At 70.4% G+C, this 26,221-nt stretch carries 16 protein-coding genes; all 16 read right to left on the bottom strand.

Annotated elements, in window-relative coordinates:
• Nucleotides 1-120 precede the first annotated feature (120 nt).
• A complete protein-coding gene (locus tag ACTMVF_RS17130; protein ID WP_441271897.1) occupies nucleotides 121-1,017 on the bottom strand; it encodes a peptidoglycan-binding protein in 897 nt (298 codons plus the stop codon).
• The gene (locus ACTMVF_RS17125; RefSeq protein WP_441271896.1) at nucleotides 1,017-2,573 is read right to left on the bottom strand and encodes a DUF6519 domain-containing protein; all 1,557 of its coding nucleotides are present in this window, start codon (nucleotides 2,571-2,573) and stop codon (nucleotides 1,017-1,019) included. Before ACTMVF_RS17125 ends, ACTMVF_RS17130 begins: the two co-directional genes overlap by 1 nt.
• A 66-nt stretch (nucleotides 2,574-2,639) precedes the next feature.
• Complete coding sequence (locus ACTMVF_RS17120) at nucleotides 2,640-4,835, bottom strand: hypothetical protein (RefSeq protein WP_441271895.1); 2,196 nt, start codon at nucleotides 4,833-4,835, stop codon at nucleotides 2,640-2,642.
• Nucleotides 4,835-8,632 (bottom strand): putative baseplate assembly protein, encoded by a 3,798-nt coding sequence (locus ACTMVF_RS17115; protein ID WP_441271894.1) that lies wholly within the window; start codon nucleotides 8,630-8,632, stop codon nucleotides 4,835-4,837. The genes ACTMVF_RS17120 and ACTMVF_RS17115 overlap by 1 nt, the downstream gene beginning before the upstream one ends.
• Nucleotides 8,629-11,736 (bottom strand): putative baseplate assembly protein, encoded by a 3,108-nt coding sequence (locus tag ACTMVF_RS17110; protein ID WP_441271893.1) that lies wholly within the window; start codon nucleotides 11,734-11,736, stop codon nucleotides 8,629-8,631. The genes ACTMVF_RS17115 and ACTMVF_RS17110 overlap by 4 nt, the downstream gene beginning before the upstream one ends.
• Entirely contained in the window at nucleotides 11,733-12,125 is a 393-nt protein-coding gene (locus ACTMVF_RS17105; RefSeq protein ID WP_403325715.1) for a GPW/gp25 family protein, read from the bottom strand. Before ACTMVF_RS17105 ends, ACTMVF_RS17110 begins: the two co-directional genes overlap by 4 nt.
• Nucleotides 12,122-12,466, bottom strand: a complete 345-nt coding sequence (locus ACTMVF_RS17100) for a hypothetical protein (RefSeq protein WP_441271892.1) — start codon at nucleotides 12,464-12,466, stop codon at nucleotides 12,122-12,124. The genes ACTMVF_RS17105 and ACTMVF_RS17100 overlap by 4 nt, the downstream gene beginning before the upstream one ends.
• 19 nt (nucleotides 12,467-12,485) lie before the next feature.
• The gene (locus tag ACTMVF_RS17095; protein ID WP_441271891.1) at nucleotides 12,486-13,022 is read right to left on the bottom strand and encodes a phage baseplate assembly protein V; all 537 of its coding nucleotides are present in this window, start codon (nucleotides 13,020-13,022) and stop codon (nucleotides 12,486-12,488) included.
• A gap of 50 nt (nucleotides 13,023-13,072) precedes the next feature.
• Complete coding sequence (locus ACTMVF_RS17090) at nucleotides 13,073-14,212, bottom strand: hypothetical protein (protein ID WP_441271890.1); 1,140 nt, start codon at nucleotides 14,210-14,212, stop codon at nucleotides 13,073-13,075.
• The gene (locus ACTMVF_RS17085) at nucleotides 14,205-14,588 is read right to left on the bottom strand and encodes a hypothetical protein (RefSeq protein WP_441271889.1); all 384 of its coding nucleotides are present in this window, start codon (nucleotides 14,586-14,588) and stop codon (nucleotides 14,205-14,207) included. The genes ACTMVF_RS17090 and ACTMVF_RS17085 overlap by 8 nt, the downstream gene beginning before the upstream one ends.
• 10 nt (nucleotides 14,589-14,598) lie before the next feature.
• Complete coding sequence (locus ACTMVF_RS17080) at nucleotides 14,599-15,309, bottom strand: hypothetical protein (protein ID WP_441271888.1); 711 nt, start codon at nucleotides 15,307-15,309, stop codon at nucleotides 14,599-14,601.
• Nucleotides 15,306-16,013, bottom strand: coding sequence for a hypothetical protein (locus ACTMVF_RS17075; protein ID WP_441271887.1), 708 nt, complete (start codon nucleotides 16,011-16,013; stop codon nucleotides 15,306-15,308). Before ACTMVF_RS17075 ends, ACTMVF_RS17080 begins: the two co-directional genes overlap by 4 nt.
• A gap of 29 nt (nucleotides 16,014-16,042) precedes the next feature.
• Nucleotides 16,043-22,852, bottom strand: coding sequence for an eCIS core domain-containing protein (locus tag ACTMVF_RS17070; RefSeq protein WP_441271886.1), 6,810 nt, complete (start codon nucleotides 22,850-22,852; stop codon nucleotides 16,043-16,045).
• Nucleotides 22,849-23,169, bottom strand: coding sequence for a hypothetical protein (locus ACTMVF_RS17065; RefSeq protein WP_441271885.1), 321 nt, complete (start codon nucleotides 23,167-23,169; stop codon nucleotides 22,849-22,851). Before ACTMVF_RS17065 ends, ACTMVF_RS17070 begins: the two co-directional genes overlap by 4 nt.
• A complete protein-coding gene (locus ACTMVF_RS17060) occupies nucleotides 23,160-25,172 on the bottom strand; it encodes an ATP-binding protein (RefSeq protein ID WP_441271884.1) in 2,013 nt (670 codons plus the stop codon). Before ACTMVF_RS17060 ends, ACTMVF_RS17065 begins: the two co-directional genes overlap by 10 nt.
• A 33-nt stretch (nucleotides 25,173-25,205) precedes the next feature.
• Nucleotides 25,206-26,213, bottom strand: a complete 1,008-nt coding sequence (locus ACTMVF_RS17055) for a DUF4255 domain-containing protein (RefSeq protein WP_441271883.1) — start codon at nucleotides 26,211-26,213, stop codon at nucleotides 25,206-25,208.
• Nucleotides 26,214-26,221 lie beyond the last annotated feature (8 nt).

The following is a 26,221-nucleotide window of genomic DNA, read 5'->3' as shown; positions in this document are numbered from 1 at the left end:
GACCATTCGTTCGGTACCAGTGTGACTTGTTTCCGAGTGCCGAGCAAGACCCGTCACACAAGTCGGAGCCGCCCTGAATACCTCCACGGGGTATTCAGGGCGGCTCCGCGCCGGGGCGGCTCACTTCCCCCCGTCGGGCACCTTCAGCTTGTCCCAGCTGACCTTGCCGGGTACGCCGTCCGCGTCCTTGCCCTTGAAGCCCAGCTTCTGCTGCCAGGCGGCGTAGGAGCGGCGGTCGGCCTCGGTCCAGTCGGGGCTCGGACCCTCCTCGTAGCGGCCGCAGCCCTCGGCGACCAGGCGGCGGCCCATCGCCGTGATGATCGGGGACTTCTGGCCGACGTGGAAGAAGCCGCTGCCGGGGAACGGCACGTACTTCGGCTTGGGCACGGGCGTCGGGGCGGGGGTGGGCTCACCGCCACCGCCGCCGCCCTTCAGCCGCTGCGCTATACGCTTGCGCATCCCGTCCATCGTGAACCCGCGCGGGTCGGTCTTGCCCGGCTGCCACTCCTTGTGGCCGATGACCGAGCGCTCGCTCCAGCCGTGGTGACGGCAGATCGCGGCCGAGACCTTCTCGATGGCCTCCTTCTGCGCCTCGGGCCAGGGGTCCTTGCCGTCGCCGAGGTTGATGCACTCGAAGCCGTAGAAGCGGGCGTTGCCGTCGGTGTCGGCCTCGTTGTCGTGCGGCAGCTTCGACTCGTTGATCACGGCCCGCAGGACGTCGCTGTCGCCGAGGCCGGCGTGGTTGGCGCGACCGTTGCCGACGAGATGGATGTGGCCCTTCTTGTCGATGACGCCGTGGCAGAGCGGGCCCGGCAGGCCGGAGTAGCCGTTGTAGCAGATGTTGACCGACGCCTCGGTGCCCTTGGTGACGGTGTGGTGGATCATCACGCCGTTCACCGGGCCCCAGGCGCCCTTGCTGTTGCGGTTGTGGGTGCGCCAGCTGCGCACCTCGTGGACCGTCAGACCCTCCGCGCGGAGGATCTCCACCATCTTGGACGCGCTCAGGGGCTTGGCCATTACTCGTCTCCCTCCGCCGCCGCCTCGGCGTCCGCCGTGGTCTGCGACCTCCCGCCCGACGGGTCCTCCGCCAACTGCTCCTCCCGGCGCGCCTGTTCCTCCGCCGCGAGCGTCGCCTCGTCCGCGGCCGGGATGCTGCTGGCCAGCGGGTTGAAGGCGAGGCGCAGGTCGACGGTGCCGCCTTCGCCCTTGACCAGGGCCAGCGGCGCGAAGCTGCGGACGATACCGAAGGGGCCCCGCAGCAGCGGGCGGCGTGCCGCGTTGGTGGGCCACTCGACGCTGCCGGTGGCGGTGCGGGCGGGGATGATCCAGTGGTCGCCGGTGCGGTAGGTGGCGCCCTTGGCGAAGTACACCTCGACGCCGTCCTCCAGCGGCAGCCACTCCCCCTCCGCGACCGGCACCGCACCGCCCTTCAGGGCCGTCGTTCGGCCCTTGCGCCTCGGTCCCTCGTGGTGGTCCCAGCGGCGCAGGAACGGGTTGAGGTGGGGCAGCCGTCCGACGGACTGGTCCGGCTCGGCGGACAGGCGCACCCGGCGGCCCGGCAGGTCCAGTTCCTCGACCCGGAGCAGGGGCAGGGGTTCCAGGCGGGACGCGTACGCGGTGTCGACGAGCTCCACATGGTCACCCACGTCCAGGTCCAGCTTGTCGTCGTGCCCGAGGGACGCCAACTGCACCCAGGTGCCGTCGAGTTCGTCGACCGGGAAGACCACCGAGCCGTTCTCGCGGGACCACTTGAAGGTGGCGTCCTTCGCCTCCCCGCCCGCGTGGACCTCGACGCGGTACAGCTGGTTCTCCTGGCCGCGGTAACGAGCGTCCGGCTTCACGAGGCACGGGTCCTCGTCGGCGTGGTCGGGCCGCTCGCTGCGGGCGGCCAGGCGCGCGTTGGACGTGGCCCGCTTCTTGGCCCAGTTGTCGAAAGCGGCCCGGACGACCGCCTTGGACGGCTCGGTCTCCTCGATCTCCAGCGCGGCCAGCGACAGCGGCAGCACCTGCCAGACGACCTTCACACGGGCGGCCGTGTCCGGCATCGCCGCGCCGAGCGCGACCTCGCGCAGCGTGGGGTCCTCGGCGGCGGAGACGGCACGCTCCCACACCTTCAGGTAGACCACGAACGGCGACTGGGCGGGCGAGGGCAGCCGGTCGTCGGGCTTCTCCGGGTCGCGGAAGCCGTCGGGCTGGTCCCAGTAGGTCCAGTACGCGGGCGGGGCGGCGGCGTCCTGTTCCGCGGAGCCCTCGGCGTCGTCGTCCGGGACGGGCACGCCGGGTGCCGGGCGGGTCGCGTCGACGAGGATGCCGTCGACGTAGTAGCGGCCGCCGTGGATGAAGAGCGTGTCGATGTCGTGCCTGCCGCCCACGTAGTCGATCTTGAAGCCCGCGGCGCCGCTCGGCCCGCCGTACCGGCCGATCAGATCGGCGGCGAACGTGCGGGTCTGGTGGAGCTGGATCGCCGTCTGCTCGTTGATGTCGGCGTCGAGCTGGACGCGTCCTTGCTGGGCGACGACCGCCGAGTAGTGCCGTTCCGGGCGGAACGTGAGGCGGGAGAGGTCAGCGTGCATGAAGGGGGTCCCCCTGGTTCAGGAAAGTGCGGGTGGGGCTTGAGGCGGCGCGGCTCATCTCCGGACTCACGTCACGAAGAAGATCCCGGCGTCCGTGCCCGCCGGGGTGTACTCCGCGAGCCGTGCCCTGAGGCCGTCCTCGCGCTGCGGCCGGTACAGGTCGTGGAAGGCGCCCATCTCGGCGCCGTCGTCCGAGCCGCGCCGGATCTCCTCGGCGCACCGGTCCGCCAACAGCCCGTACCAGGGCGTCCCGTAGCGCTCGGAGGTGAACAACGGCCGTACGCGCCCGGCCTGTTCGGGCCCGGCCAGGTCCGGCTGGCAGCGGTACCGGCGCGGGGTGCGCGACCCGGCCGGCACATACGAGTACCGCAGGCAGCCGATGCCGCGCCGGGCCACGTGCAGCCGGCCGGTGAAGATCGAGTTCTCGGCGATCCTCACGGCGTGCGTGTGGATCTCGCCGATCACCGTCGTGCGGTGCAGATGCAGTACGGCGTGCGCGTGCCGGCAGTCCGGCGCGGACAGGGCCTCGCGGTCACCGCCCGTCGCGTCGAGGATGCTGTCGCGCAGGTGGATGTCGAGCGGTTCCTCGCTCACCTCGTCGCCGATGACCTCGATGGTGCCGAGGATGCTGTGCTCGACCTGGAGGCACGCGGTGGTGCGCTCCAGGACGATGCTGGGCTCCTCGGGCGAGTGCGGATCGCACTCCGGCTCCAGCGACCAGCCCGGGACGAGCGTGGAGTGCCGTAGGACGACCGCGCCCACCGGGCCGGTGACGTTGATGCCGCGCCCGGCGACCAGCAGGCCGTCGAGGACGATGCGCGGACGCTCGTGCGGGGCGCAGTCCTCCGACACCGCACGGATGTTGAGGGCGTCGGGGCGGTTGCTGTACCAGTCGAGCAGGCGTATCACCGGGCGGGTGCCCTCGGCGGCCCGGACTTCGAGGCGGTCGCCGGGGTCGAGGTCGAAGTCCAGCTGCTCCTGGTAGGCGCCGCTGTGCGTGATCTCGATGATGCCGGCGGGGCCGGTCCGGTCGGCGCGACGGTCGTGCTGCCAGGCCCGGTAGGCGTCCATGATCTGGCGGTACGGCTGCCCGGGCCCGACCCGGTAGACCTCGGCGTCGGGACGCGGCTCGCGGTCGAGGCGGTCGTACTCGCCGCCGCCCATGTCGGCCGCGAACGCGTAGTGGTAGTCCACCCACACGCCCTGCCGGGGCGCCGAACGCGACCCGAACGCGATCCGCCCGAGCTCCGGGTCCACGGCCACCTGGCCGCGCTTGGGCCGGTAGCGCCAGTCGGACAGGTCGGCGACCACGATGTCGGACGGCGGTACGGGCTGGTCCTCGCCGTCGCGCCGGATGACGAGGCTCTTGCCGGGGCCGTAGTAGTCGGCGAGCCGGTCGTGGAGTTGGCGGCGCGTGATGAACGCCGGGACGTTGTCGATGGTCGCGATGTGGGTGGGCGACGGCTCCGGGAAGGGCTTGGTGACCAGCGGGGTGTCGTTGCCCAGGATCGAGAAGGTGTAGAGGTTGCGGGCGCGGTCGATGCAGTACGCCGGGGACTGGGTGAGCGAGTGCGCCTTCAGTCGCCAGACGAAGAGCGCGACTCCGGCGGGCGTCCAACCCCCTTGCTGGTAACGGGAGTTGGCCCGGCGGACGTCCACCGTGCGGGCCGTCGCGCCGAAGGGGCCGCCCGCGAGGTCGAGGGCGGAGTTGTCGCGCAGGTCGACGAGACGGCCGCGCTCGCCACGGTGGACGCCGGTGTCGCCGTACAGCTTCACGGGCTGGGTGTGGGAGACCTGCCGGGACAGCTCGACGGCGCGGGCGGGCCAGCCGGTGACCTGGTCGGAGAGTTCCTCCAAGAGGTGGAGGGTGCCCTTGCGCCGGCGGCCCGCGACCGTGGCGGCCACGTCGGCGCGCGGGGCGACGGCCTCGGCGAGGGCGGCGCGGCCACCCTCATGCAGGCCGGTGGTGAGGACGCGCTCGTAGCCGGGCAGGGTGCGGTAGCCGACCAGATCGCCGAGGTACGGCAGCACCCAGGGCGCCGCCGTCTCCACGAACAGGTCCTCGTAGCCCTGCTGGACGCCGTCGCGGACCCGGTCGAGCTGCTCGGCGATCACCGCGAGCAGCGCGCGCAGCGGCTCGCCCTCCTCGGCGTCGCGCAGCAGATGCCAGCGGGGCAGCAGCTCGGCGAGCCCGTCGGGTTCCCTGGACGTCGTCGCCGGGGTCGCCGTCTCGAACTGGACATCCGCCGGGTTCGCAGACATCACTTGACCTCCGTCAGAATCAGGGTGTCCGCGGCCCTCGGCGACAGCAGCGCGAGCTGGGCCGGGCGGATACCGCGGAACACGAACACCGAACGGCCCTTCGCCAGGCGCCGGGTGTCGGTGATGTCGGGGTTCAGGCGCAGGAGTTCGGCGAGCGGGACGCCGTACCGGGCGCAGATCTCCGACAGCGTCTCGCCGTTCGTGGCGCGGACGGTGTGGAGCTTCTCGTCGTACGTCGCCGGGTGCGCCGGGACCGCCGACTTCGGCGGGCCGGGGTCGGTGAGGATCCCGGTGAGTTCCTCGGGCGTCGCGGACGCGGGGACGCCGGTGAAGACGTCGACGTCGACGTAGTCGACGCCGGGCACGGAGTGGGCCGTGGCCAGGACGTCCGAGAGTCGGGCGGGTCGGCCCAACTCCTGTCCCTCGTAGCCGAGTCGGCGGAGCAGGGCCTGACGCAGCCGGGGTTCGACGACCTCCCAGGCGTGGTCCTTGGCCACCTTCACCTTGGCCGCGACGAGCAGCAGGACCAGCTCACGGACGTCCACCCGGACGGGGAGGTTGAGGTCCCCGTACTCGGTCAGCGCGCCGCGCAGGGCCCTGAGCGTGTCCGAGTCGCCGTCGATCGGCACGTCGTCCGTGCCCGCGACCGTCACATGCAGCACGCGGCGCCGACCGTCGAAGAGTTCGCGCGCGGCGGCCCGGCCGATGCCGGCGCGGGAGCGGGCGAAGTCCTCGTAGTCGGACGCGGAGACCAGGCGGTCCAGCGCCGAGACGGCGAGCGGGATCGTCCGGCGGGTCAGGCCGGGGCCGTCCGCGTCCGCGCCACCCTTCGCCGGGCGCGGGTTGGTCACCTGGGTGACGCCGAGTGGGCGGGTGAGCGGCTGGGTGATGCGTTCGGCGGCGACGTTGGCGGCCCTGCCGGTGCCGAAACGGTAGCGGGCCCGGATGTTCTCGTGACCGGAGGGCAGGCGGGCGCCGTTGACGCCGTCCCCGAAGGTGACCGTCGTACGGCCGTCGGCGGTGGAGCCCGTGATGTAGACCCGCTCGCCCGGGCCGCGTCCGGCGAGGCTGTCGACCTCGTGCCACAGGACACCGTCGACCCGGATCTCCAGCACCGGGGTGGCACCGAGGGGGTTGTCGTCGGCGAGCCAGGTGAGCGGGGACTGCCACAGCGCGAACGTCTGGTTCACGCGGTCCGAGTCGCCGCTGCCGATGGCCTCCTCGCGGCTCTCGCCATGGGTGGCCTCGACGACGTTGCCGAGGATCTTGACCGTCTCGCGGCGGTAGCGGTGGGCGAGGTCGGCGGTCAGGGCCAGGCGGGTGTGGATGTGGTCGCCGGGGAGTTGGCGGTCGACGGCCGGGTCGGCGGCTGCGAGGGTGACGACCTCGGTGGCCTGGACGCCCGTCGTCCCCGGGATGTCACTTCGCTCGCCGCTCACGACGAGGGTACGTCCGGGCCTCAACCCGTCGTACAGCTCGGCGAGTTCGATCTCGTTGCCATGGACGTCCTCGCCGAGCGGTTCGTCGGCGAGGCGGAGCGGTTCGCCCGCCGCGTGGACGGTGGTGTCGCGGATGTGCGAGAGCAGGACGTCGAACTCGTCCAACCACGGGTCGGTGAGGGTCAGTTCAGTGCCGCGGCCGGTGATGCCGTAGTTGGAGTACGCCGCCGTACGCGCCGCGGCTACCTGCGTGGTGACGAACGCGAGTCCGGCGTCGCCGGGGATGCCGTCCTGGGCGCCCTTGGCGGGGCGCTGGATCGCGACCCAGCTGCCGACCGTGATGCCGGTGTGCACCGAGTCCAGCTGGAGGACACGGCGGTTGAGTGGCTCCGGCTTGCTCGCGATGACGACCTCGACGTTGGGCTCGGTGGTCCCCACCGTGTACTTGAGGCTCACCTCGTACTCGCCGTGCGTGAACTGCTCACTGGCGTTCGGCCGCAGGGAGATCTGCTCCGACGTGCCGTTGTGGATGCCGACGTGGACCAGGCCCTCGTCGTCCGGCCGGGACACGAACAGCGTGCGCTCGGGCAGACCCGAGTGGAGGCGGGCCGTGACGCCGGGCTCCTGGGAGTCGGTGGGGCGGCGGTTGAGCCAGTTGAGGTCGCGGTCCTGGCCGGAGCGCACCGACAGCTCGACCTGGCCCGTGCCGAGGGGGAAGGCCAGCGGCTGGACGACGGGCAGGTTCTCGGCGCGCTGGTCGGAGCTGCTGCCCTCGACGTACTGGAACTCGGCCCGGACCGGCGTGCGGCCCGACGTGTCGTACACGACGCGCATACTCGCCAGCACGGCACCGGTGAGCGGCCAGTCGGCGGTGCGGATGACCCGGCCGCGGTCGTCCTGGACGGGTTTGAGCGGGGCCGTGGCGCCGAAGGGGGCGGCAGTGACGCGCATGGCGAGCAGTTCGCGCAGGAGCTGACGGGTGCCGGGGGCGGCGGCTGCTGCCGTGCGCCAGGCCGGGTAGAGGCTGCCGAGGGCGGGGTCGAGGACGGAGAGCAGGCGTGCGGTGTCGCCTCCGGGGCGCTGGGGGCCGGTGCCGCCGTGGGGGGCGGGGGTCGCTCCGCGCAGGGCGGGGAGGACGGCACCCAGGGTGTGGAGGGCGGCTGCGCGAGGGTCGACGCCGGAGGTCCGGGCCCTCGCGCTCTCCTGCGCGTCGCGCACTCGCGCCTCGGCCTCTGCGGGCTGCGCGGGCGCCAACTCCAGTGCTCGCTCCGCGAGTTCGGCCAGCACCGCCTCCAGCTGCTCGAACCACGCCGCCACGTCCTCGTAGGGCTCGGCCAGCACCTGCGCCTCGCCGAGCCGTGCGACGGGCTCCGCGAGCCGGGCCGCGAGCCGCTCGGGCGTCTTGATGCCGTCGAGGTCCTCCCGCAAGGGCTCCAGGACCTGGTCCTCGAAGTCCTCGATCAGTCGGCTGACCGGCCGCGGATTGGGCACCTCGGGCGTGGGCGGCTCGTCGCCGGGCTCACCCGGGGCCTGCGGCGCCGTCCAGCGCCGCACCTCGTCGACAAGCTCCTTCAGGGTCGGCGGGGCCGACTTCGGCAGGGAGATCGCCGTGATCTCGTCGTCCCGGTCGACGCGCGCCTTGGCGACGGGCAGCAACTTGCGTGCGCCACCGGCCCGTTCGCCGAAGACGAAGAGCAACTGGTCGCCGGTATGGAGGGAGTTCGCCGTGCCCGTGACGTAGATCTCCGAGCGGCGCTCCAGGTCCTCGGGTGTGAGCAGGGTGGGGCGCCGGCGGCGGACCTTCAGCTCGTTCCAGTCCCAGCGGGCCGTCAGATCACGGCTGGTCTCGAAGGTGAGGGACTGCTCATCCGCCGACGCAGGCACGCTGTGGCTGCGGGCACCGCGCGCAATGGTGACCGGCAGAGCCTCCGCGCGCGGGTCGCGTTCCAGCGTGTACGCCAGGTGCGTGGCGGCGGCCACGCCGGGGCGCGGGCGGTGGCCGACGAGGCGGCCGAGCAGGACCAGGGAGCGGTGCTCGTTGGCCGTGCGGATGTAGGCCTCGTCGGCGATGCGCTCGGAGTGGAAGGTGAGCAGGTCGCCGAGGACGGCGGTGGCGTCGAGCAGGCCGATCGCCGGGTCGTCCGGCGTGCGCACGGTCAGGCCGTTGAGAGCCGGGTACGCCGGTGAGGCGAGGCGGTCGAGCAGGGCGGCCCGGAAGGAGCCGTACTCGCCGACGCGGTAGTCGAGGGCGGTACGGCCGGGCGGGTTGTGCACGGCCGCCGGGGCGAGGCGCTCGTCGTGGCCGCCGCGGCAGGCGCCGCCGCAGGCGCACTCGTCGATCGTCGAGTCCGTCGTCATCGGGCACCTCCCAGGGAAATCGCCAGCCGGCCGTTCTCCGGCCGGTCCGGGTCGTTGTCGCAGGTGGCGATCTCCAGCGGGCCGAGCCGCAGCACGCCGTCCTCCCTCTCTCCTCGGTCCGGCTCGAACAGCCGCCGCAGCCGGGTGACTTGGACGCTCTCCACGCCGGGCACGGCCGCCGCGACGGCGACCAGACGGCTGAGCCGTACCGGTTCACCGAAGGTCAGCGCGTCCGGGTGGAAGAAGCCCCGCACACCGCTGCCGAGTACGCGGTACAGCTCGGCCAGGATCTGCCCGTGCTGATGGCCGGGCTTGGCACACACGGTGAGTGCGATGTCCAGCGGAACGAGACGCGCGGCGCCGACCACGAGGTCGTGGCCGATACGCCGGTACGGCTCCAGGGCCTGGGCGACCGAGCTGAGCAGCTCGGCCGACGGGGCGCCGGTGCCGTATGCGTCGATCGCGACATGCGCCTCCTGGATGCTGCCGGTCCAGCGCAGCTCCGCCGCGGCGCGCTGCACGCCGGGCAGGGCGGTGGCGAGGGCCGCGTAGTCCTCGGCGGTGACCGCGCGCAGGCGGGTGCGGCGCAGGTCGAGCGGGGCCAACTGGCGTACCTGCTCGATGGGTTCGGGTTCGATGCCGCCCTTGGCGGGCAGCGGGTTGCGGACCACTGCGGCGGGCGGTGGCTCGCAGTCGGACTGGATGACGAGGTGGTTGATGGCCTCCGCGCCGACGTTGCCGGCCGTTCCGCCGCCGAGCCGGTAGTGCAGGGCGAGGCGGGATCCGGGCGTCGGCTTCGCGCCGTGCCGCCCGTCGCCGAAGCGCAGGGCGAGGCGGCCGTCGTCCTCGAGTTCGCCGACGAAGTGGCGGTCGCGCGGGCCGCTGTCGAGCAGATCGCGGCGCGGGTCCCACACGGCATCCTCGTCGCCGCTCTCGTGGAGGCATACGGCGGGCAGGGCGCGGCGCGGGTCCAGGTCGAGCGCGGCGGTCGCCGAACCGCGCAGCACCGGCTCCTCCGGGTGCAGTCCGGCCGCGTACGCCGGGCCCCAGCTGTGGGCGATCTCCCAGGCGATGTGTCCGTCGAGGACGGTGCCCGCGCGGGCGCGGGCGGTCAGGACCTCGATCCGGCGCAGCTTGGCGTCGAGCAACTGGTCGCTGCGGTAAAGGAGTTCACGCAGGGCACGGACGGGATGGCGGCGGAGCTCGATCCTCTCCAGGATCCTCAGGCCGTAGATCACGGCGAGTTCGGCGATCTCCTCCTCCCCGAGACCGTCCCGGTCGCGGGCGCTGCGCCACAGCTCGACGAGCCGCTGCCGGACCCGTTCCGGTATCGCGGCGATCCGCTCGGCCTGCCCGGCGGCGACGGTGCCGAGGTCGGGGAAGGGCACCGCCTGCGCGACGGGCGCCCGCCCGAGGACCGGACGGAAGCGGGGCAGGATGCCCGGGTAGACGGACTGGGCGAGCAGCGTGCGCAGGGCGGCCGCCTGGGCGTACGCCGTGCCGGGGACGACACGCTCGTGGCGCTGGCCGGCTCGTTCCAGGCCGAGCCCGGCACGGTTGGTGGCGGATTCGCCGACGACCTCGAAGAGCTCGTGGATGTCGTCAGGGGTCAGCGCCTCGCCGGCTTCCGCCTGATCCGTAAGGGAGTTGATGAGCCGGGCGGGTGCGTTGCCCTCGTCGCGGTCGTAGCAGCCGAAGGAGGGCGGATCGCAGGGGGCGACGACAGCCGGGACCTGCGGGACGGTGAACGTCTCGGGGAGCCCGTGCAGGGTGCGGCCGTGGTCGACGAGGACGACGTTGCCGCGCGCGAGAGTCACGTCCTCGACGGGCAGGCAGTCGCGTCCGCCGCGGGTGGTGAGGCAGAGCGGGAAGCGGAGCGCGTCCGCGGCGGCCCAGGCGACCTCCAGGACCGGCTGGTCCTCGATGCGGTCCACGGCGGGGGTGACGGAGGTCAGGCGAACGACCTGCCGGTGGCCGGGGTCGGCATCGCCGGGGGTGCCGGTGCGCGGGCCCTTGACCTCCTCCAGGACGAGCAAGTCGCCTGGCTTCAGATCGAGTTGGCGATCGCGGCAGGTCTCCGCGTCGACCCACTCGTCGCGGAGGGTCGCGGAGGTGGCGCCCTTCGGCAGGGTGCACACCTCGCCGCCCCAGGTCCACAACCGGATCGCGTTGTGCGCGACGCGCAGTTCGAGCGGGTCGGCGGTGACGACCGGCTCGAAGACCTCCACCGAGCCGCGCTCGTCGAGGTCGCCGAGGTCGGCCTCGTCGATGACCGTGCCCGGTTCGGGGCGGTCGTGCGGGTCGAGGGTGCGGACGTCGACGGAGGCGAAGCGGTAGGTGCCCGCGGCGAGCGTGTGGTCGCCGGCGGTCTCGACGGCGACGTAGGCGCGGGCCGTGCAGCCGTCGTGCATCGCGTAGTCGATGAGCCGGACGTGCCGCCGTACGGAGACGCGGCGGCGCGCGGTGTCGAGGTAGGCCTCGGTGGCGACCGCGTCCTGCTGGTAGCTGATCTGGTCACCGGTGTACGCGAGCAGCTCGACCAGGGTCGTGCCCAGGTCGGCGGGGTTGCGCTCGACCCAGTCGGGGGTGGTGAGCGCGAGCCGGTCCAGGAGCAGCTTGCGGATGGTGTCGTAGTCGCGGGCCGTGTAGTCGACGACGGGCGCGGCGGGGAAGTCCGGCGCGGACTGCTCGTCTTCCTTGCAGTCGAACGGAGTCGGGCAGTCGGGCCGGAAGACGAAGGTGGCCCGGTGGTAGCGCTGGTCGAAGCCGCGGAAGGGCTCGGTGCCGGGGCGGCCGTACGGGTCGGTCTCGACGAGGGAGAGCCGGTAGCGGGAGGTGTCGCCGGCCTTGTCGAGGGTGACGTAGAGCCGGTCGTCGAGTTCCGGGTCCTCCTCGCGCTCCACACTCACGTCCACGGCGGTGATGCCGGTGATGCGCCGGCCGCCGTCGATGCGGACGTTCTCGGGGCCGAGGCCGTGGGGCGCCTTGCCGAGGAAGGTGACGGTGAGGAGGAGGCCGTCGTCACTGACCTCGACGGAGTCGATGCCGTTGAGCTGCGCGGCTCGTACTTTGCCGCGGCGGGAGGTGGCGGTCGTACCGGTCATGCCGTGGCCCTCCCTTCGAACACGTCGTCGCGCCGGGTGCCGTCGGCGCGTATGGCGTACGACAGGTACACGCGCACGACGTTGTCCTCGCTGATCACGTCGAGGGCCTCCACGTCGATGAGGTCGCCGAGCCAGCGCTGGAGCGAGGCCTGGACGGAGAGTTCGAGGGTGCTGACGAGTTCCGGGCTCGTCGGCGCAAAGACCAGGTCGAGGAGCCCACAGCCGAAGTCGGGGCGCATCACGCGCTCGCCGGGGCTGGTGAACAGCAGCTGTTCGATGAGGTCGTGGACGTGCTCGCCGTGGGTGGCGTGCGCGGTGCGGCCCCGGCGGTCGGCGCGGAAGGGGAACGCGATGTCGCTGCGGGGGCGTTGACTGGTTCGGCGGCTCATCGGACGGTGACCTTTCGCTGCGCGGCCTGGACGACGGGCGGCCCCTGCGGCACGAACGCCGCGGTGAAGCACTCGGCCGCGGAGGTGTCCAGCAGCACGGGTGCGCCGTCGACGGTGATGCCGGTGCCGTGGGCGGTCCAGCGGACCGTCACGCAGGGCGCGGGCACGCCGTTGACGGTGTGCGGGCAGCCGGTGATCACGTAGCTGTGCGCGGCTGTGGCGACGGCGGCGCCCGCGAGGCGCACGCCGCCGGAGGGTGTGGTGGCGGGCGCGGCACGGCCGCCGTGCGGGCAGCCGATCACGGCGTGGGCGTCGAGCAGACTCCCGGATGTCCCGGACACGTTCTTCCTTCCCCCGTTCCTATCGCTTGGACGCGATGGTCAACTGGCCCTCGTTCACGTCCACTTGGTTACCGCGCAGAATGACCTCCGCGCCGAGGCCGTTGGAGATCACGATGGCTTCCTTGGTGATGCGGATGTACGCCCCGCCCTGGGCCTGGAGCAGAATCCCCTGGTCGGGGCCCGGCGGGTCGCTCATCACGATCTTGTGCGCCTCTGGTGTCTGCACCACGACGGGCTTGGCCTGCGACGCCGGCTGCACTAGACGGCGGGCGTCTGGCGGCAGTTCGCCCTGTTCCCCGTACCAGCATCCCGTCCACACCGGAAAGCTGGGATCGCCCTGCTCGAACTCGACCCACACACCGGCGCCGGGCGCCGGCACCACGAACTGGCCCGCCTGCGGCCCGGTGAACGGCAGACAGGGCAGCGCCCAGGTCGACGGCTCGTCCCCCAGGACGTCGGGTACCTCGACGGTGATCCGGCCGATGTGCAGCGGATCGTTGTTGTCCACGACTCGGCCGCGGAACTTGCCGAGGTAGCGATTGCTGGGTGCCGCCATGGTGAGGATGCTCCTGGTCGATGGGTCGTGTCGTGGGTTGCGTGGGTGCGTCAGGGCCGGACGTGGTCGCTGCGCGCTTCCAAGCCCTCCCTGGAGAGCGTGAAGTTCTGCTGGAACGAGCCCGGTCGCAGGACATGCGTCACGGACTTGACGAAGTAGTCGCCGTCGTACGCCCGTCCCGAGCCGCGTACGCCGACGAGTTGGCGGGGCTGGAGGATGTAGCCGTGCCGGTTGACGTCGAGCGAGCCGGAGCCGGAGACGACGTCGGCGGACACGGCGGCGCGGGCGAGGAGCTCGGCCTCGGCCTGCTCGCGTTGGTGCTTGGCGGTGCCGGAGAGCGTCCTGCGCTTCAGGGCCGGGGTGGGCCGCTTGCCGAGTGGCGGGCGCAGCGGGCTGATGGACGGCTGCGGGAGCAGGTCCGACTGCCGGGTCTCGGGGTTCTGCCAGCGGGCCTGCGGCTCTTCGCGTGCGGTGCCGTCGTAGGCGAACGTGAGCTGGTCGACGGTGGAGTTGGCGTCCATGTTGACGCTGAGGGCGTGCTGGCGGATGCCGAGACGGACCTCCGGTCCCCAACGGGCGTTGGACTGACCGGGGTTGGGACCGGGCTCCAGGTAGAAGGTGTATCCGTTCGCCCGGGCCAGCTCGTTGACGTACTGCAGGTCGGTGCTCGTCTGGTAGTGCACGCGGAGGTCCTGGTGGGGCGGCTGGGCCACCTTCTCCTGGTAGACGTCGGGACGGATGCCGTAGTCGGAGTAGTGCCGGAGGATGGCGAGCACGCGCTCGGAGGGCGGGAGGTTCGGATAGCGGGCAGCGCGCTCCTCCAGGTCCATGAGCAGCGTCAGATCCTCGCCGGTGACGGTGAGGGTGGAGTGGCCGGGCTGGTTGCTGGCGCCGACCTCGTGGCGAACGATGAGCCCGTCGAAGAGGACCTCGGAGGTACCCCGGACAGTCACGGTGACAATGAGCCGGGTCTTGGGATCGAAGAACCCTTCCGGCAACAACCGCCGGCTGATGATCCCGTTCTTGGTGAGGTCGAAGGCCAGCTGGAATCCGCTGCGCTCCCCCGCGGTAGCGGTGATCTGGGCGGACAGCAGGGCCTCGGTCACCTCTGCCGGGACGGGCCGGGCGAGCTTGGGCCCCATCTGGAGCGTGATGTGGACGGGGCCCTGCCCCACGGGCAGATCAAACACGCCGGTCCCCCCTGCCGCCCGGGAACCCGCCGGCGAGCGGGATGTCGATGACACGGCCCGCTTCGTCGGTCAACTCGCGCGGGTCGAGTACGGGGTTGGCGTCGGCGATCTGCCACCACTGGCCGGGGTCGCCGAAGTAGCGCTGCGCGAGCAGGTCGGGACGTTCGCCGGCGGCCACGGTGTGGGGCTGGGTGAGGTCTGCGTCGAGGGTCTGGTCGAGCGGGGGCAGCAACCGGCGCTTGGTGTACCGCACCTCGGTTCCGTCGGGACGCCGATGGATCCCGATCTCCGCGTCGTGGTAGCGACTGGTGCGGGGGTAGGGATGTGCCCCCGGGATGGCGTCCAGGGCGTTCTCATACGGCTCGATCTCAGCCATGGTGCTCTGTTCAGCCCCTTCCGATCACGACGTTGGTTCCGGTTCCGCCTCCGATGCCGCCTCCGCCCAGCCCGAGCGAGCCGAAGCTGCCACCACGGGCGGCCGCGGCGAGGCGTTCCTTCTGCGCGAGGTGAGCCATGTACAGGTCGGCCCCTCGGTGGCCCGCCGGGAGGTCGCTCACGGTGAGGATCTTCATGCCGATGCTGAGGGAGGCCCGGATCGGGTTGAGGTTCACGTCGAAGGCGGACTCGTTGACGGAGAGCTCGGTGAGCCGGACGGGCATGACCCGCTTGCTCCCCCAGGTGAAGAGGGTGAGGGGCATCTCGATCGGGCTGATCTCGATGGCCCCCTTCTGGGAAAGCTTCATCGCGGCGCGCAGCTGGGCGGTGGTCGGTTGCACCAGCATTTCGAGGGTCGCGAGTTGGGGGTGGATGCCGTCGGGGGCGGCGACCTCGAACTGGTCGGTGGCGTCGATCTCGGCGGTGAACTTCCAGGTCTCCTGGGCGGGTCCCTTGAGGCGGAGGGCTTCGTTTCGGTCACCGCTGCCGGTGCCGCCGCTGCCGGAATCCCCGCTGCCGCCGGCGGACTGGGGAGAAACGCTGCGCTCCAGGGTGTCCGGGTTGAACTGGAGGACGATGATCCGCTGGGGGGTGCCCGTGTCGGGGTTGACCACGACTATTCCGGAGCGGATGGGTTTGGGGATGTCGGCGTAGCGAGTCACAGGCGGGCCTCCAGGCGGCGCACCAGGGGACTGAAGTCCTGATCGGGAAACAGGTCGGGAAACGCGTCCAGTCCGTTTCGGAGGCCGTCTGCGAAATGACTGATCACTGAGTTCTTGAAGGAGACATCCGCGAACAAATACTGCCAGCCCATGAGCCCCTTGGCGAGGAGCAACATCTCTTCGTATTCATGGAAGGAAAGTTCGAGCTTCACGAATCCGGCCGGGTGCGGCGCCTCCTCCAGGGCGACCAGGTTATGAAACCAGACCTCATGACTAGGCCCTGCCGGATTAATGTGGAGATAGGTGGTAAAGTCTCCTTCTTCGGCCCCGAGCGATCGGTCGAACTGTCGAATATGCATAGCGAATTCCCGCTGGACTCCGTCGGGGAGCATGTCAGCCAAGCGGCGCGAATCCTGACCCAGGATATCCATTGGGGCTGGAATCCTGTATTGCCCGGTAAAGTTCGGCAGAGGCGGCACGGACCTCCAACTCACAGCCAGGTCGAACCTCAGTGAGCCGCTCAGCATCTCTGGTTCCAGCTCTAGGCCGTCCCAGGCCTCATCGAAAACGCTCAGCGGCGTGATCTCGTCGAAACCCAGCCCAACCCCACCTCGAACATCTTCAGTCACTTCCAGAAGGTCGACCCCTTGCAGATCGTCCAGCGACGACAAATGGCGCTCTTCCAGATGGTTGTACTGCGACATTTTCAGCTCCTTTCGGGCGCCGAGATTTCTTAGAATTCGAAATAACGATGTTTCGCATTCGGATCCTGCTTCTTCTTGAGCCTTTCAAGGATCTTGGCTGGGTCATCCGGCTTTTTGTCCGGGTTCGCTTCCCAGTAGTTCTTGAGCTTTTCCTCCATTTCATTCCAGTCCCGGAAGGGGCGCAGACGGAGAATCGCAAGGGCGACTTTGTCGTCATTCTTTCTTGTGAAGCTGTCGTTCCCTCCGAACGCGGACCTGATGATGGCCGAATCTTTTTCAGTGTTGATGTTGAACAGGGTTTTCTTGGCGGTCGGGGGTGGCTCGAAGGAGAGCGTTTCCGACCTCTTCTCCTCGTCGGGCTTCCACTCCGACGGCTCTTTTCCTGTACCTTCGCCCTCGTGCGTGTACGTGGCCCAGTAGGCCTGAAGGGTTGCCGGGAATCCTTGGGGTGTCCCACCGTGTAGTGAGAGTTCAACTCCGTAGTAGCCCGGCTTTTCGCCGTTCGACCCTAGCCCGAAGGCGTTGACCGCCTTGACTTCGAAAGTGTTGTAGAAGGCCTTGTTGATGTAGTTGCGGGCCGGCACGAAGTTCGAGCCCTCCTTGGGACCTCCGAGTTCCTTGGGGAGCAGATGCATGGCATCCCACTGCAGGTCGCCTGAGGGTTCCTGGAGAGGATTGTTAGGGTCGTAGATATGCTGGAACCCGATCATGTGCTTCATGCGGGCACTCTGGCTGCCGTGTGCGGCCTTGCCACCCTTGGACCATTCCTTGTTGATGAACTTGTGCGTGAAACTCTTCGGCAGCACACCGTCGACGAAGTTGGTTCGGGGGTCCGTTTCAGGGAACACCAGCCGTTTCTTCCTGTCCTGATTTCCCTCGCCTCCGCGTTCGTCCTCTTCGCCCTGGGTAACATCATCCTCAGGGTTGAGTGCGGCCCGTACGGTGAAGTCACGCCCGCCCTTCTTGTATAGACGGGTCAGGCGATACCTGAGGCGCAGCTCGTCGAGGAAGGCAGCGTGGTCTTCAGGACTGATTCCTTCCTTTAGTCTCTCGTCGATCTTGGGACGGATCCGGGCGATGATCTTACGGAGTCGCTCCTCCTTGGACTCCTCCGACTCCTCTTCCTTCCTCCTCTCTTCCTTGGCTTCCGTACTCTTCGGCCGACCGGGCTCGCCCTTGTCCTTGCCGTCGGGGTCCCTCCTGCCGTCTCCGTCGGTTTCCTTGTCCTTGTCCTTGTTGGAGCCCTGGGCGCTGTCCGGGTCCTTCTTGTCGGAGTTGCCGGGGTCGTTGTTCTTGTCCTTGTTGCTGTCCGGATCCTGTCCCTTACTCGTGTCGTCCTTGGTGGGATCCTTCTTGGAGGTGTCCGGGCCGTCCGTCTTCTTGGGATTGGGCGTCGTGGGCTTCGGCGACGGAGTCGGTTGCGTGTCCTTCTTGCCGCCCGCGTCCTCGTTCTTCGGGTTGCCGTTCTTGTCCTTGGACGTAGGCGGCGTCGGCGTGGTCGACTTGTCGCTCGGGGTGTTGTTCTTGCCCTCGGTCTTGTCGTTCTTGTTCGTGGGGCCCTTGGGCTTCGTGGGCTTGGGGGACGGGGCCTGAGTGTCCTTGTCCGCGGGCTTGGCCGGCGCGTCCTGATTCTTCGGCTTGGCCGGGCCGTCCTTGTCCTTGGGCTTGGCCGGAACGTCCTTGTCCTTGGGCTTGCCAGGAGAGGTCTGGCCCTTCGCTTTGTCCGGGCCGTCCTGGCCCTTGGGCTTGGCCGGCGTGTCCTGATCCTTCGGCCTGGCCGGCGTGTCCTCGGACTTCTTCCCTGGCGGAGTCGTGGCCGTCTGCGTCTTGGGCGGTGTCGACGAGGGCGCGCCCTCGTCCCCGCCCTGCCCGTCCTTCCCCTTGTCCGTACCGCCGCCCTTGTCCTTGCCCAGGTTCGCGGCCACGCCCTTCAATCGCTGGCCCACCTTCGACACGTACTTGCCGATCCCGCTGAGGATCAACTCGTAGGCCATCTCCAGCAGGACCACGATGCCCGCCGCGATCGCCTTGGCGAAGAGGACGCCCGCGCCGCCCTGGCGTACCGACTTCAGCCAGGTGATGACCGCGCCAATGGCCTTGAGGATCTCGCCCAGCGAACCGATCGCCGCCTGGATGGCCTCCAGGATCGCCGCGCCCCAGCCCGCGCCCGGAATGAGCTTCGCCAGGACCTTGGTGATGACGATCTCGCCGATGATGAAGGGGAGTTGGGGGACGATCGCGTCCCACACCTCCTTGGCGATCTTCTCTAGGGTCCAGCCGCCCTTCATGAGCTTGTTCCAGACGGCTTCGGTCAGGCCGGTGATCTCCTTGACCTTGTCGTTGAACCACTGCTTCACGGCGCTCTTGACCTCGTTGAAGAGGTGGTTCTTCGCGCCGTCATAGGCGGAGTTCTTCGCGCCGCTCAGCCAGCCGCCGGGGTCGGAGAGGATGTCGACCAGGATCATCATGAACTCGCCGAACGCGGCGATGAACTTCGTCGCGAAGTCGAGAACCGCCTTGAGGGCGTCCTTGCAGGCCTTCAGGACGTCGAGGAGCATCTTCTTCAGGACGTTCAGGATGTCGCTGAGAAGCTTCGCGATGGACTCCAGCAGATCCTTCATGATCTGCTTCAGCGCCGCGGCGAGCTGGGTGACGAACGCGAGCGCCGCGTTGATGAGATCCGTGATGAACTTGCGGATGCGGCGGCCGATTTCGATGATCGTTTCGACCAAGGACACGACGAACTCGATCAGGTCCTCGATGAACTGCTTGATCATCTCGACGATGCCCTCGCGGGCCGCGTTGATCCAGCCCTCGACCGTCTCCTTGAAGTTCTTCAGCGCCTCGACGATCGCTTCACGGGCGTCCTTGATGATCTGGACGACCTTGTCCCGCAGCTCGATGAACTTCTCTTTGATCCATTCGAGCGTCTTGGACAGCCAGCCCTTGGAGTCGTTGACGTTCTCGTCCTTCTTCTTCTCCGCGTCCTCCTCGGCCTTGTCGCCCTTGTCCTTGACCTCCTTGTCGCTGGTCTCCTTCTGCTTGTCGACGTCCTTGTCGGTGTCTTCCTCTTCCTTCTTGACGTCGTCGCGGATCTTCTTCTCACGGTCGGACTTCTTCGTGCCGAGCTTCTTCAGCTCGTCGTCCTGCTCCGCCGTCCAGTCGGAGCGCTGCTTGTCCACGTCCGTCAGGACGCCCTCGCGCTTGCCCGTCTGTTCCTTGGTATTGGACTGGACTTCCTTGTCGACCTGCCGCTTGTGCTTCTCCTGGGACGTACGGGTGTCCTGGGTCTTCTTCTCCCGGCCCTTGCCCATGTCCTGACGGCCGTCGCTGAGAGCCTTCTTGAACTGCGGCTTGCGCTCATGCTCGGCCACTTCCGAGGCCGCCTCGGGCGGTACGGCACCGGTACTCGCGCCGCCGCCACCGACACGCGACTTGCCGCCCTGCTCGGCCGGTACCTTCCCTTCGAGCCGTTCCTTCGGCGCGTCCGGGTAGATCTGGTCCTCGCCCATCTTCCGACCGGCGTCGTCGGCGCCGGTCTCGGCGGCCTCCTGGCTCTTGTCGTCGGTGTTGCCGCCCTGCTCCGTGGCCTTGTCGTCGGCCTGGCCCTGCATGTCGACGCCCGGCGCGGTGCCGTTCTGCGCCTCCTTCATGGCCTCGTCCTTGGTGGGCATCCCGGCGAACTGCGCGGCCAGGTCCTCCGCCGTCACATCGAAGCCGAGCCAGTCGCCGATCCCGCCGATGGCGTAGCCCACCATCATCCCGACCTGGTCGAAGAAGTCGGGCTCCTCCATCTCCTCGGCTTCGATCTTGCCTTCCGGCTTCTTCTCGCCTTTGACCTCGGCCTTCTCGCCCTTGGCGTCCTCGGCGCGCTCGGCCTTGTCCTCGTTGTACTGCGCCGCTTCCTCGGCGTCCGGCTTGCCGTGCAGGGTCTTCGGAGCGCCGGAGGGGCGGTCCATGGCGGGCGGCTTGGACGCCAGTTGCTTGTGTTCCTTGCCGACGTCCTTGTCCACCGCGCCGCCGACGCTGTCCATCGCCTCCAAGGCCTGGTGCGGCTTGAGGTTCGACGCGGCGGAGAGGCCCTCCTCGGGGGAGCCACCGGAGAGGTCCGGCGCCGCCTTGGCCGCCTTCTTCGTCTTGGCCGCGGAGGCCTTGCCCCCACCCGTGGAACCGCCCTTCGGGGCGCCGCCACCGCCGCCACCGCCGCGGGTCGGCGCGGGGGCGGCCCGGGAGCCGGAGTCGTCCCCGACACTGGAGTCGGCCTTGCTCTCCTGCTGCGGTGCCTGCTCCTTTGGCTTCTCCGTCCGCGGCTCCTGGGCTCGCGGGCTCGGCTTCTCCGTGCGGGAGGACGAGCGAGACTCCGTACGTGAGCCTGAACTCCCGGTGTCTGCGGCGGAGTTGTCGCCGCCCGACGGCTGGCTGGATGTCGAACCGGACGACGGTGTCGTGCCGGTACCGGCCGAACTGTCGGAGTCGGTCGTCCCGTCGCCGGACGCGGAACCCTCCGAAGTGCCGCTCCCGCCCTGGTCCTTGGGCCCCTTGGACTCCTGCGGGCCAGGGGACTCCTCGGCCTTCGCAGCCCCCGTGGCGCCCCCGTCGGAAGCCGCCTTGTCCCCCTCGGCCCCCTTCTGGGCCGTGTCCGACGGGGACGCGGTGGCCGAGGTGTCGGAGCGGGCCTGCGCGGAACCCTTCTCGCCGCCACCCGAGGACTTGTCGCCGGGGCCGCCCGCGGCGGGTGTCCCCTTCTCCTCCTTGGCGGCCTGCTCGGCCGTATCGCCGCCCGTCTCCTTCGAACGGTCCTTGGCCTCCTGAACGTTGGCTTCGGCGGCGACCGGGCCGGCCTTGGGGTCATCGCCCTGTTTGGGGTCCTTGGAGGCCACGCCCGGGGCGGGCTTCGGCTCGTTCTTCTCCTCGGGATCGAGCTCGCTCTCCGTACGGCGGCCCTGCTCCGCCACCTCCTCCTCGGCGCCCGGCACGGGCGGGGAGTCGTCGGTGCCCGGGTCGTCCTTCTCCGCTGCCGCCTCGCGCTCGGCGTCCTCCTCGTCCTCCTGCTCACGCTGGGCGTGCACCTTGTCGGCCCTGGTCGGCGGCGGGGCAGAGAAGGAGGGGGTGGGCGGGGCGGAGTTTCCGGCGGACTCGTCGATCTGCTCGGAGGTCGGAACGTTCGACCCGTCGAGGTCCTGCTCGGGAAGGAAGTCCTCCGGCCTGAGTTTGATGTCCCAGGCACTCTCCTCCCCGCCGCCGACCTCCACCTCGGAGTCCCCGCCCTGGACGGTGGACTCCCGCTCCTCCTCGCCTTCCTGGTCCTGGGCGCGGGCCCCGTCCAGCGTGCTGGCGCGGCCTGGGAACCCGTCGTCCCTGCCCGCGACCTCGGCGGTGCCCTCGTCGCGACCCGGCTCGTCCTGCTTGGCCGCCTCGGCCGCGGCGGCGCTCTCGCGGGCCTTGGCGGCGGCCTCGTCCTCGGCGTCCGTGCGCGGGCCCGCCGCCTCCTCCTGGCCGGCTTCCTTCTTGGCCTTCTCCTCGGCCTGCTTCGCGCCGGCCCGGTCGCCGTCCTTCCCGCCGCCCTGCTTCCCCTTGTCCCCCTTGTCCTGCTGCTGCCCCTGCTGTCCGCTCTTCTCCGCGCCGGACTTCTCGCCCTGCTTCCCGCCCGGCTGCCCGGCAGCCTTCCCGCCGGCCCCGGCATCCTGCTGCCCCGGCTTCTGCTCCGACTGCGCGGCGGGCGAAGTGGGCTGCTCGCCATCCCCCTTGGGGCTGGAGGCGTCCCCACCCGTCCGCGGGTCGGACTCCTTCTCGTCCTCCGCCTTCCCGGCGTCCGCGCCCGGAGTGCCGCCCTGCGGGACGGTGCTGACCGCGTTCTCCGGCGTACTGCCCTCGGCGGAGGCCGTGTCCCCTTCTACGTCCTGCTTCTCCGGGCCGGGAGCGGGTCCCGTCCGCTCGGTGCGCCGCTGCTCCTCCTGGGCGGCCTCCTGCTCCTTCTCCCGCTCCGCGTGTACGTCCTCGGCGGTGTCCTCCTCGACCTCCGGAGCGAGGAGGCCGCGCTGTCGGGCGGTGGCCTCGCTCTCCGCCTGGCCGTCCTCGTCGATCTCCGTGACCAGGTCCACCACGAAGTCGTGCTCGGAGGTGAGCAGCCGGTGCTCCAGGCGATCCAGTACGCGCTCCTGAAGCTCCTCCGAGAGCGGAGCCAGGGAGGCGCGCACGCGCTGCGCGCTGTCCGTCGGGTCGGTGCGGAGCGACCGGATGACCGTGTTGGCCAGGCGGTCGACCAACGTGGCGGGGTCGAGATGCTCCAGCCGATTGCGGTCGGCGTGGACGGTGGTGTAGCGCATCCACGCGGGAGTGTTCGCCTCCGGGGCGACCTCGGGTGCCTGGTCGCCGCGCGCCACGGCCTGGGCGGTGTCCTCGGCGGCGCGCTCGGCTGCCTCGTGCGGCGCGCTGACCTGGCCCAGGTCGCGGCCCGCCGCCAAGGAGCCGCTGGCGAAGGGGTGTTGGATCGTGTGCAGCAGCTCGTGCGCGAGCAGAGCGCGGCCCTGCTCCGTGCCCGGCTGGTACTGGCCCTCGCCGAAGAAGATGTTTTGGCCCACCGCCACCGCGTCCGCACCCAGCATGCCGGTGAGGGCATTCGCGTCGCGGTCGGTGTGCAGGCGTACGGAGCCCAAATCGTGGCCGAGCTGCTCCTCCAGCTCCCGGCGCACACCGGCGTCCAGCGGCTGCCCGGCCCCGCTGACGATGTTCTTCGGCTCGGGTGCGCGGTTCTTCGCCGCGCGCTCCTTGCGTTTGCGGCGGCGCTCTGCGGCGGCCTGGTCGGCCGACTGGGAGTCCTGAGCGGCGGAGGACGTCATCGCGTCACCTCCCCACGGCCTGAAAGCCCCGCGTGCACCGCGCGGGCCAGCTCCTGGCCGAGACGGCGCGCGGACAACCCGGCGGGCATCGGGGGCAGTCCCGACACCCCGTCCACCGACACGGCGCCGTCCGCGGCCAGCGGCACGCCGTGTTCCCGTACGAGACGGGTCAACTCCCGCTCGAACGACGCCGATACGCGTCGCGGGTCCACGGACGGGCCGAAGCCGTCCAGGACCAGCTCGCCGATGTCGACGCGGATCTCGCGCGGCTCGGGACGACCGGCCGCGCTCTGCCGATGTGGCCTGTTCACACCCATCCGCGGACCTCCCCCGGTGTCAAGGAGCGTTCCAGCTTGAGATATTCGGTGCGGGCCGCGGCGAGCATGTGCCGCATCTGCAGCCGGTCGCCCTCCTCCGCGGCGAGGAACGCGCCGGACAGGGCGATGTTGCGGATCGAGCCGCCCGCGACGGTGAGTTGGGCGAGGAGTTCCGGATCGATGCCCTTCGTCGGGGTCTGCGGGGGCAGTACCCGGCGCCAGATCTCCGCCCGCTCGTGCTCCGCCGGGAAGGGGAAGTCGACGACGAAGCGAATGCGACGCATGAAGGCCGTGTCCAGGGCCTTCTTCATGTTGGTGGTGAGGATGGCGAGACCCCGGTAGGCCTCCATCCGCATCAGCAGGTAGCTCACTTCGAGGTTGGCGTACCGGTCGTGGCTGTCCTTCACCTCGCTGCGCTTGCCGAAGAGCGCGTCGGCCTCGTCGAAGAGCAGGAGCGCGCCGCCTCGTTCTGCGGCGTCGAAGACCTTGCGAAGGTTCTTCTCCGTCTCGCCGATGTACTTGCTGACCACCTGCGACAAGTCGATGATGAAGAGATCCAGGCCCAGCTCCTTGGCCATGACCTCGGCGGCCAGGGTCTTACCCGTGCCGGACCCGCCGGCGAACAGGGCGGTGACGCCGAGACCGCGCCGCAGCGTCGCAGCGAATCCCCACTCCTGGTGGACGGTGGCCCGCTGCCGCACATGCGCGACGATCTCCCGCAACACGCTCGTCTGCCGGTCGTGCAGGACGAGATCGCCCCAGCCCGCCTCGGGCTCGATACGGCGGCCCAGTTCATCCATCCCGATCCGGGCTTCGTTCAGCCCGGCCCGCCAGGCGAGCCCAGCGGCGTCGAGTTCGTCCTCGCCGGGCAGATCACGGCGTACGGCGGCAGCGGCGGACCGTACGACGTGCGGCGGCAGTTCGAACTGTGCGACCAGCGATCGCAGTTCGCCCTCGCCGATGTCGGCGACGTCCCGGAACGCGCTGACCCACAGGCCGAGTTGCTCCTCGTCGTCCAGGCGCGGCACGGTCACCCGCTCGCCGTGCGGTCGGTCCGAGTGCCGGGGATCGCCGCTCGACACGACGACGGGCACAGCAGCCCCGGTCAGGAACGCGTCGGTGGCCGCGTGCTGGTCGCGGTCCAGCTCGCCGACCTCCACGAGCAGCGCGGCGGGCAGCAGGATCGCCTCGCGCTGCCACAGACGGGCGAGCCGGTCGCGCTCCGCCGCGTCCGTGGGGATGTCCTCGGCGCTCATCGCGTACAGCCCGAGCCCGGACCGCGCGGCCGCCGCGGCGGCGATCTCGGCCCGGCTCGGCAGATCGCCGCCGACCACCTCGACGAGCAGCGGCGCATCCGGGCGCGCGGCGGTGGTCCAGCCGGCGGCGACCCGGCTCGCGGCGAGGTCGTACGACGGCGGCAGTTCGTCGGGCACCGGAGTGCGGCGCAGCTGGCCGTGCAGCCGGGCGTCCAGGTAGGGCGAGCCGAGCAGGAAGTGCAGGATGCGTTCGTCGAGCCGCAGCCGGGACAGCGTCAGGCGCGACGCGTCGTCCAGCTCGACGATGCGCCAGCGCCGCAGCGGTGCCACCGGGGTCAGGGCGCTCCAGTGCGGTTCGGCGAGGGCGGCCAGGGCGAGCGAGAAGGTGGGGTACGCCCGCTCCGGGTCACCGCTCGCGGCGGCGCAACGCGCGGCGGTCGTGGCGTCCAGTTCATAGGCGGCGGTCAGGAGTACGAGGTCGCGTTCGAAGGCCGTGAGACCGAAGCAGGTGACGAGCGTGTCGAGGGGCGCGGTCGTGGGGGCCGCCGGGTCCTGTACGTGATCGACGGCTGTGTCACGACGGCGGGTGCCGTCATCGGACTTCGATGCCGTGCCCGTTTCGGCCGTGCCGGGTCCGGCCGCGCGCGCCGCGTGGGCGTCGACACGGGCCAGGACGCGCCGGATCTCCGCGGTCAGCGTCGGGCTGCCGCCCGGTGCGCCCGCCATGCCCGTCCGATGTGTCCCCATGTCCTCGCCTGCCCCCGTTGTCCCCATGCCGACTCAGCTCTCCACGCCCTCGGAGCCCCCCGCCGAAGAAGAGCCCGGCGACGATTCCGACGAGGAGTCCGAAGAAGGCGCGGCACCCGTGCTCTTGGCCGCGCCACGCGCGGGCTTGGCCGTCTGCGCCGCCTTGCTGGGCTGCACGTCCTTTCGGGCGCGGGCAGGTGCCTTGGCCGAAGCCTTCGCGGGCGCCTTGGCCGCGGATTTCGCGGGCGCCTTGGCCACGGCCTTCGCAGGTACCTTCGCGACCGACTTGGCGGGCGCCTTCTCACGCGCCTTTGGGACGTGTGCTTCTCCCGAAGTCCCGCTCTCCGCGGGAACGGGCTCGGGAGTCGGCGCACCGCTCTCACTGTCCCGCGACGCCTCCGCCCGGCTGCCCGGCGGCACCGGTGCCCCGGGTGCCCCGAACGGCAGCACGCGCGCCGTGAGCCGCTCCACCGGCTTCGCCGGCACCGGCGTCTCGCGGCCCTCGATGAAGACGAGGGCCGCCTGGTAGACCACCGACAGGGCGTACGGCGTCTGGTGAAGCATCCCCCACAGCTTCGACGTCTCGTCGATGTCCATCACGGTGGGCGTGAACCGCACCCGTTGCGCCGCCTCCGCGAGATCGCTGCCCGCCAGGTGCGGCAGTTGACCGGTCTCTTCGATGACGTCCTTCGGCAGGATCGGTATCTCGTGCAGGGTTCGCACCACGGAGCCGATGAGCCGCTGCCCGACCAGGGTCGTCTCGTCGCCGTAGGCACTGATGAGGTAGTGCAGGTCCAGCGCGGCGGCCGGCCGCTTCACCAGCGTGCCGTCGGAGGCCCGGGTCGGCAGGTCGTTGTTGCGCATCGACGTGTTGGGCGTGACCTGGTAGAGGAACACGTTGAGGGTGGGGTAGTCCGGCGGCTCCGTCGGCGGCTTGTGCGGCTCCACCTTCACGGCCTCGTCGAACTCCGGGCCCACGTTGGACGCGAGCAGCAGGGCGAGGGCCTGGGTGACATGGGCGATGGCGAGTGCGTTGCTCATGAAGTCGG

This window comes from Streptomyces sp. SD31, assembly GCF_052068475.1.
In the GTDB taxonomy this organism is placed as follows: domain Bacteria; phylum Actinomycetota; class Actinomycetes; order Streptomycetales; family Streptomycetaceae; genus Streptomyces.
This window is presented reverse-complemented; position numbering and strand designations above follow the sequence as displayed.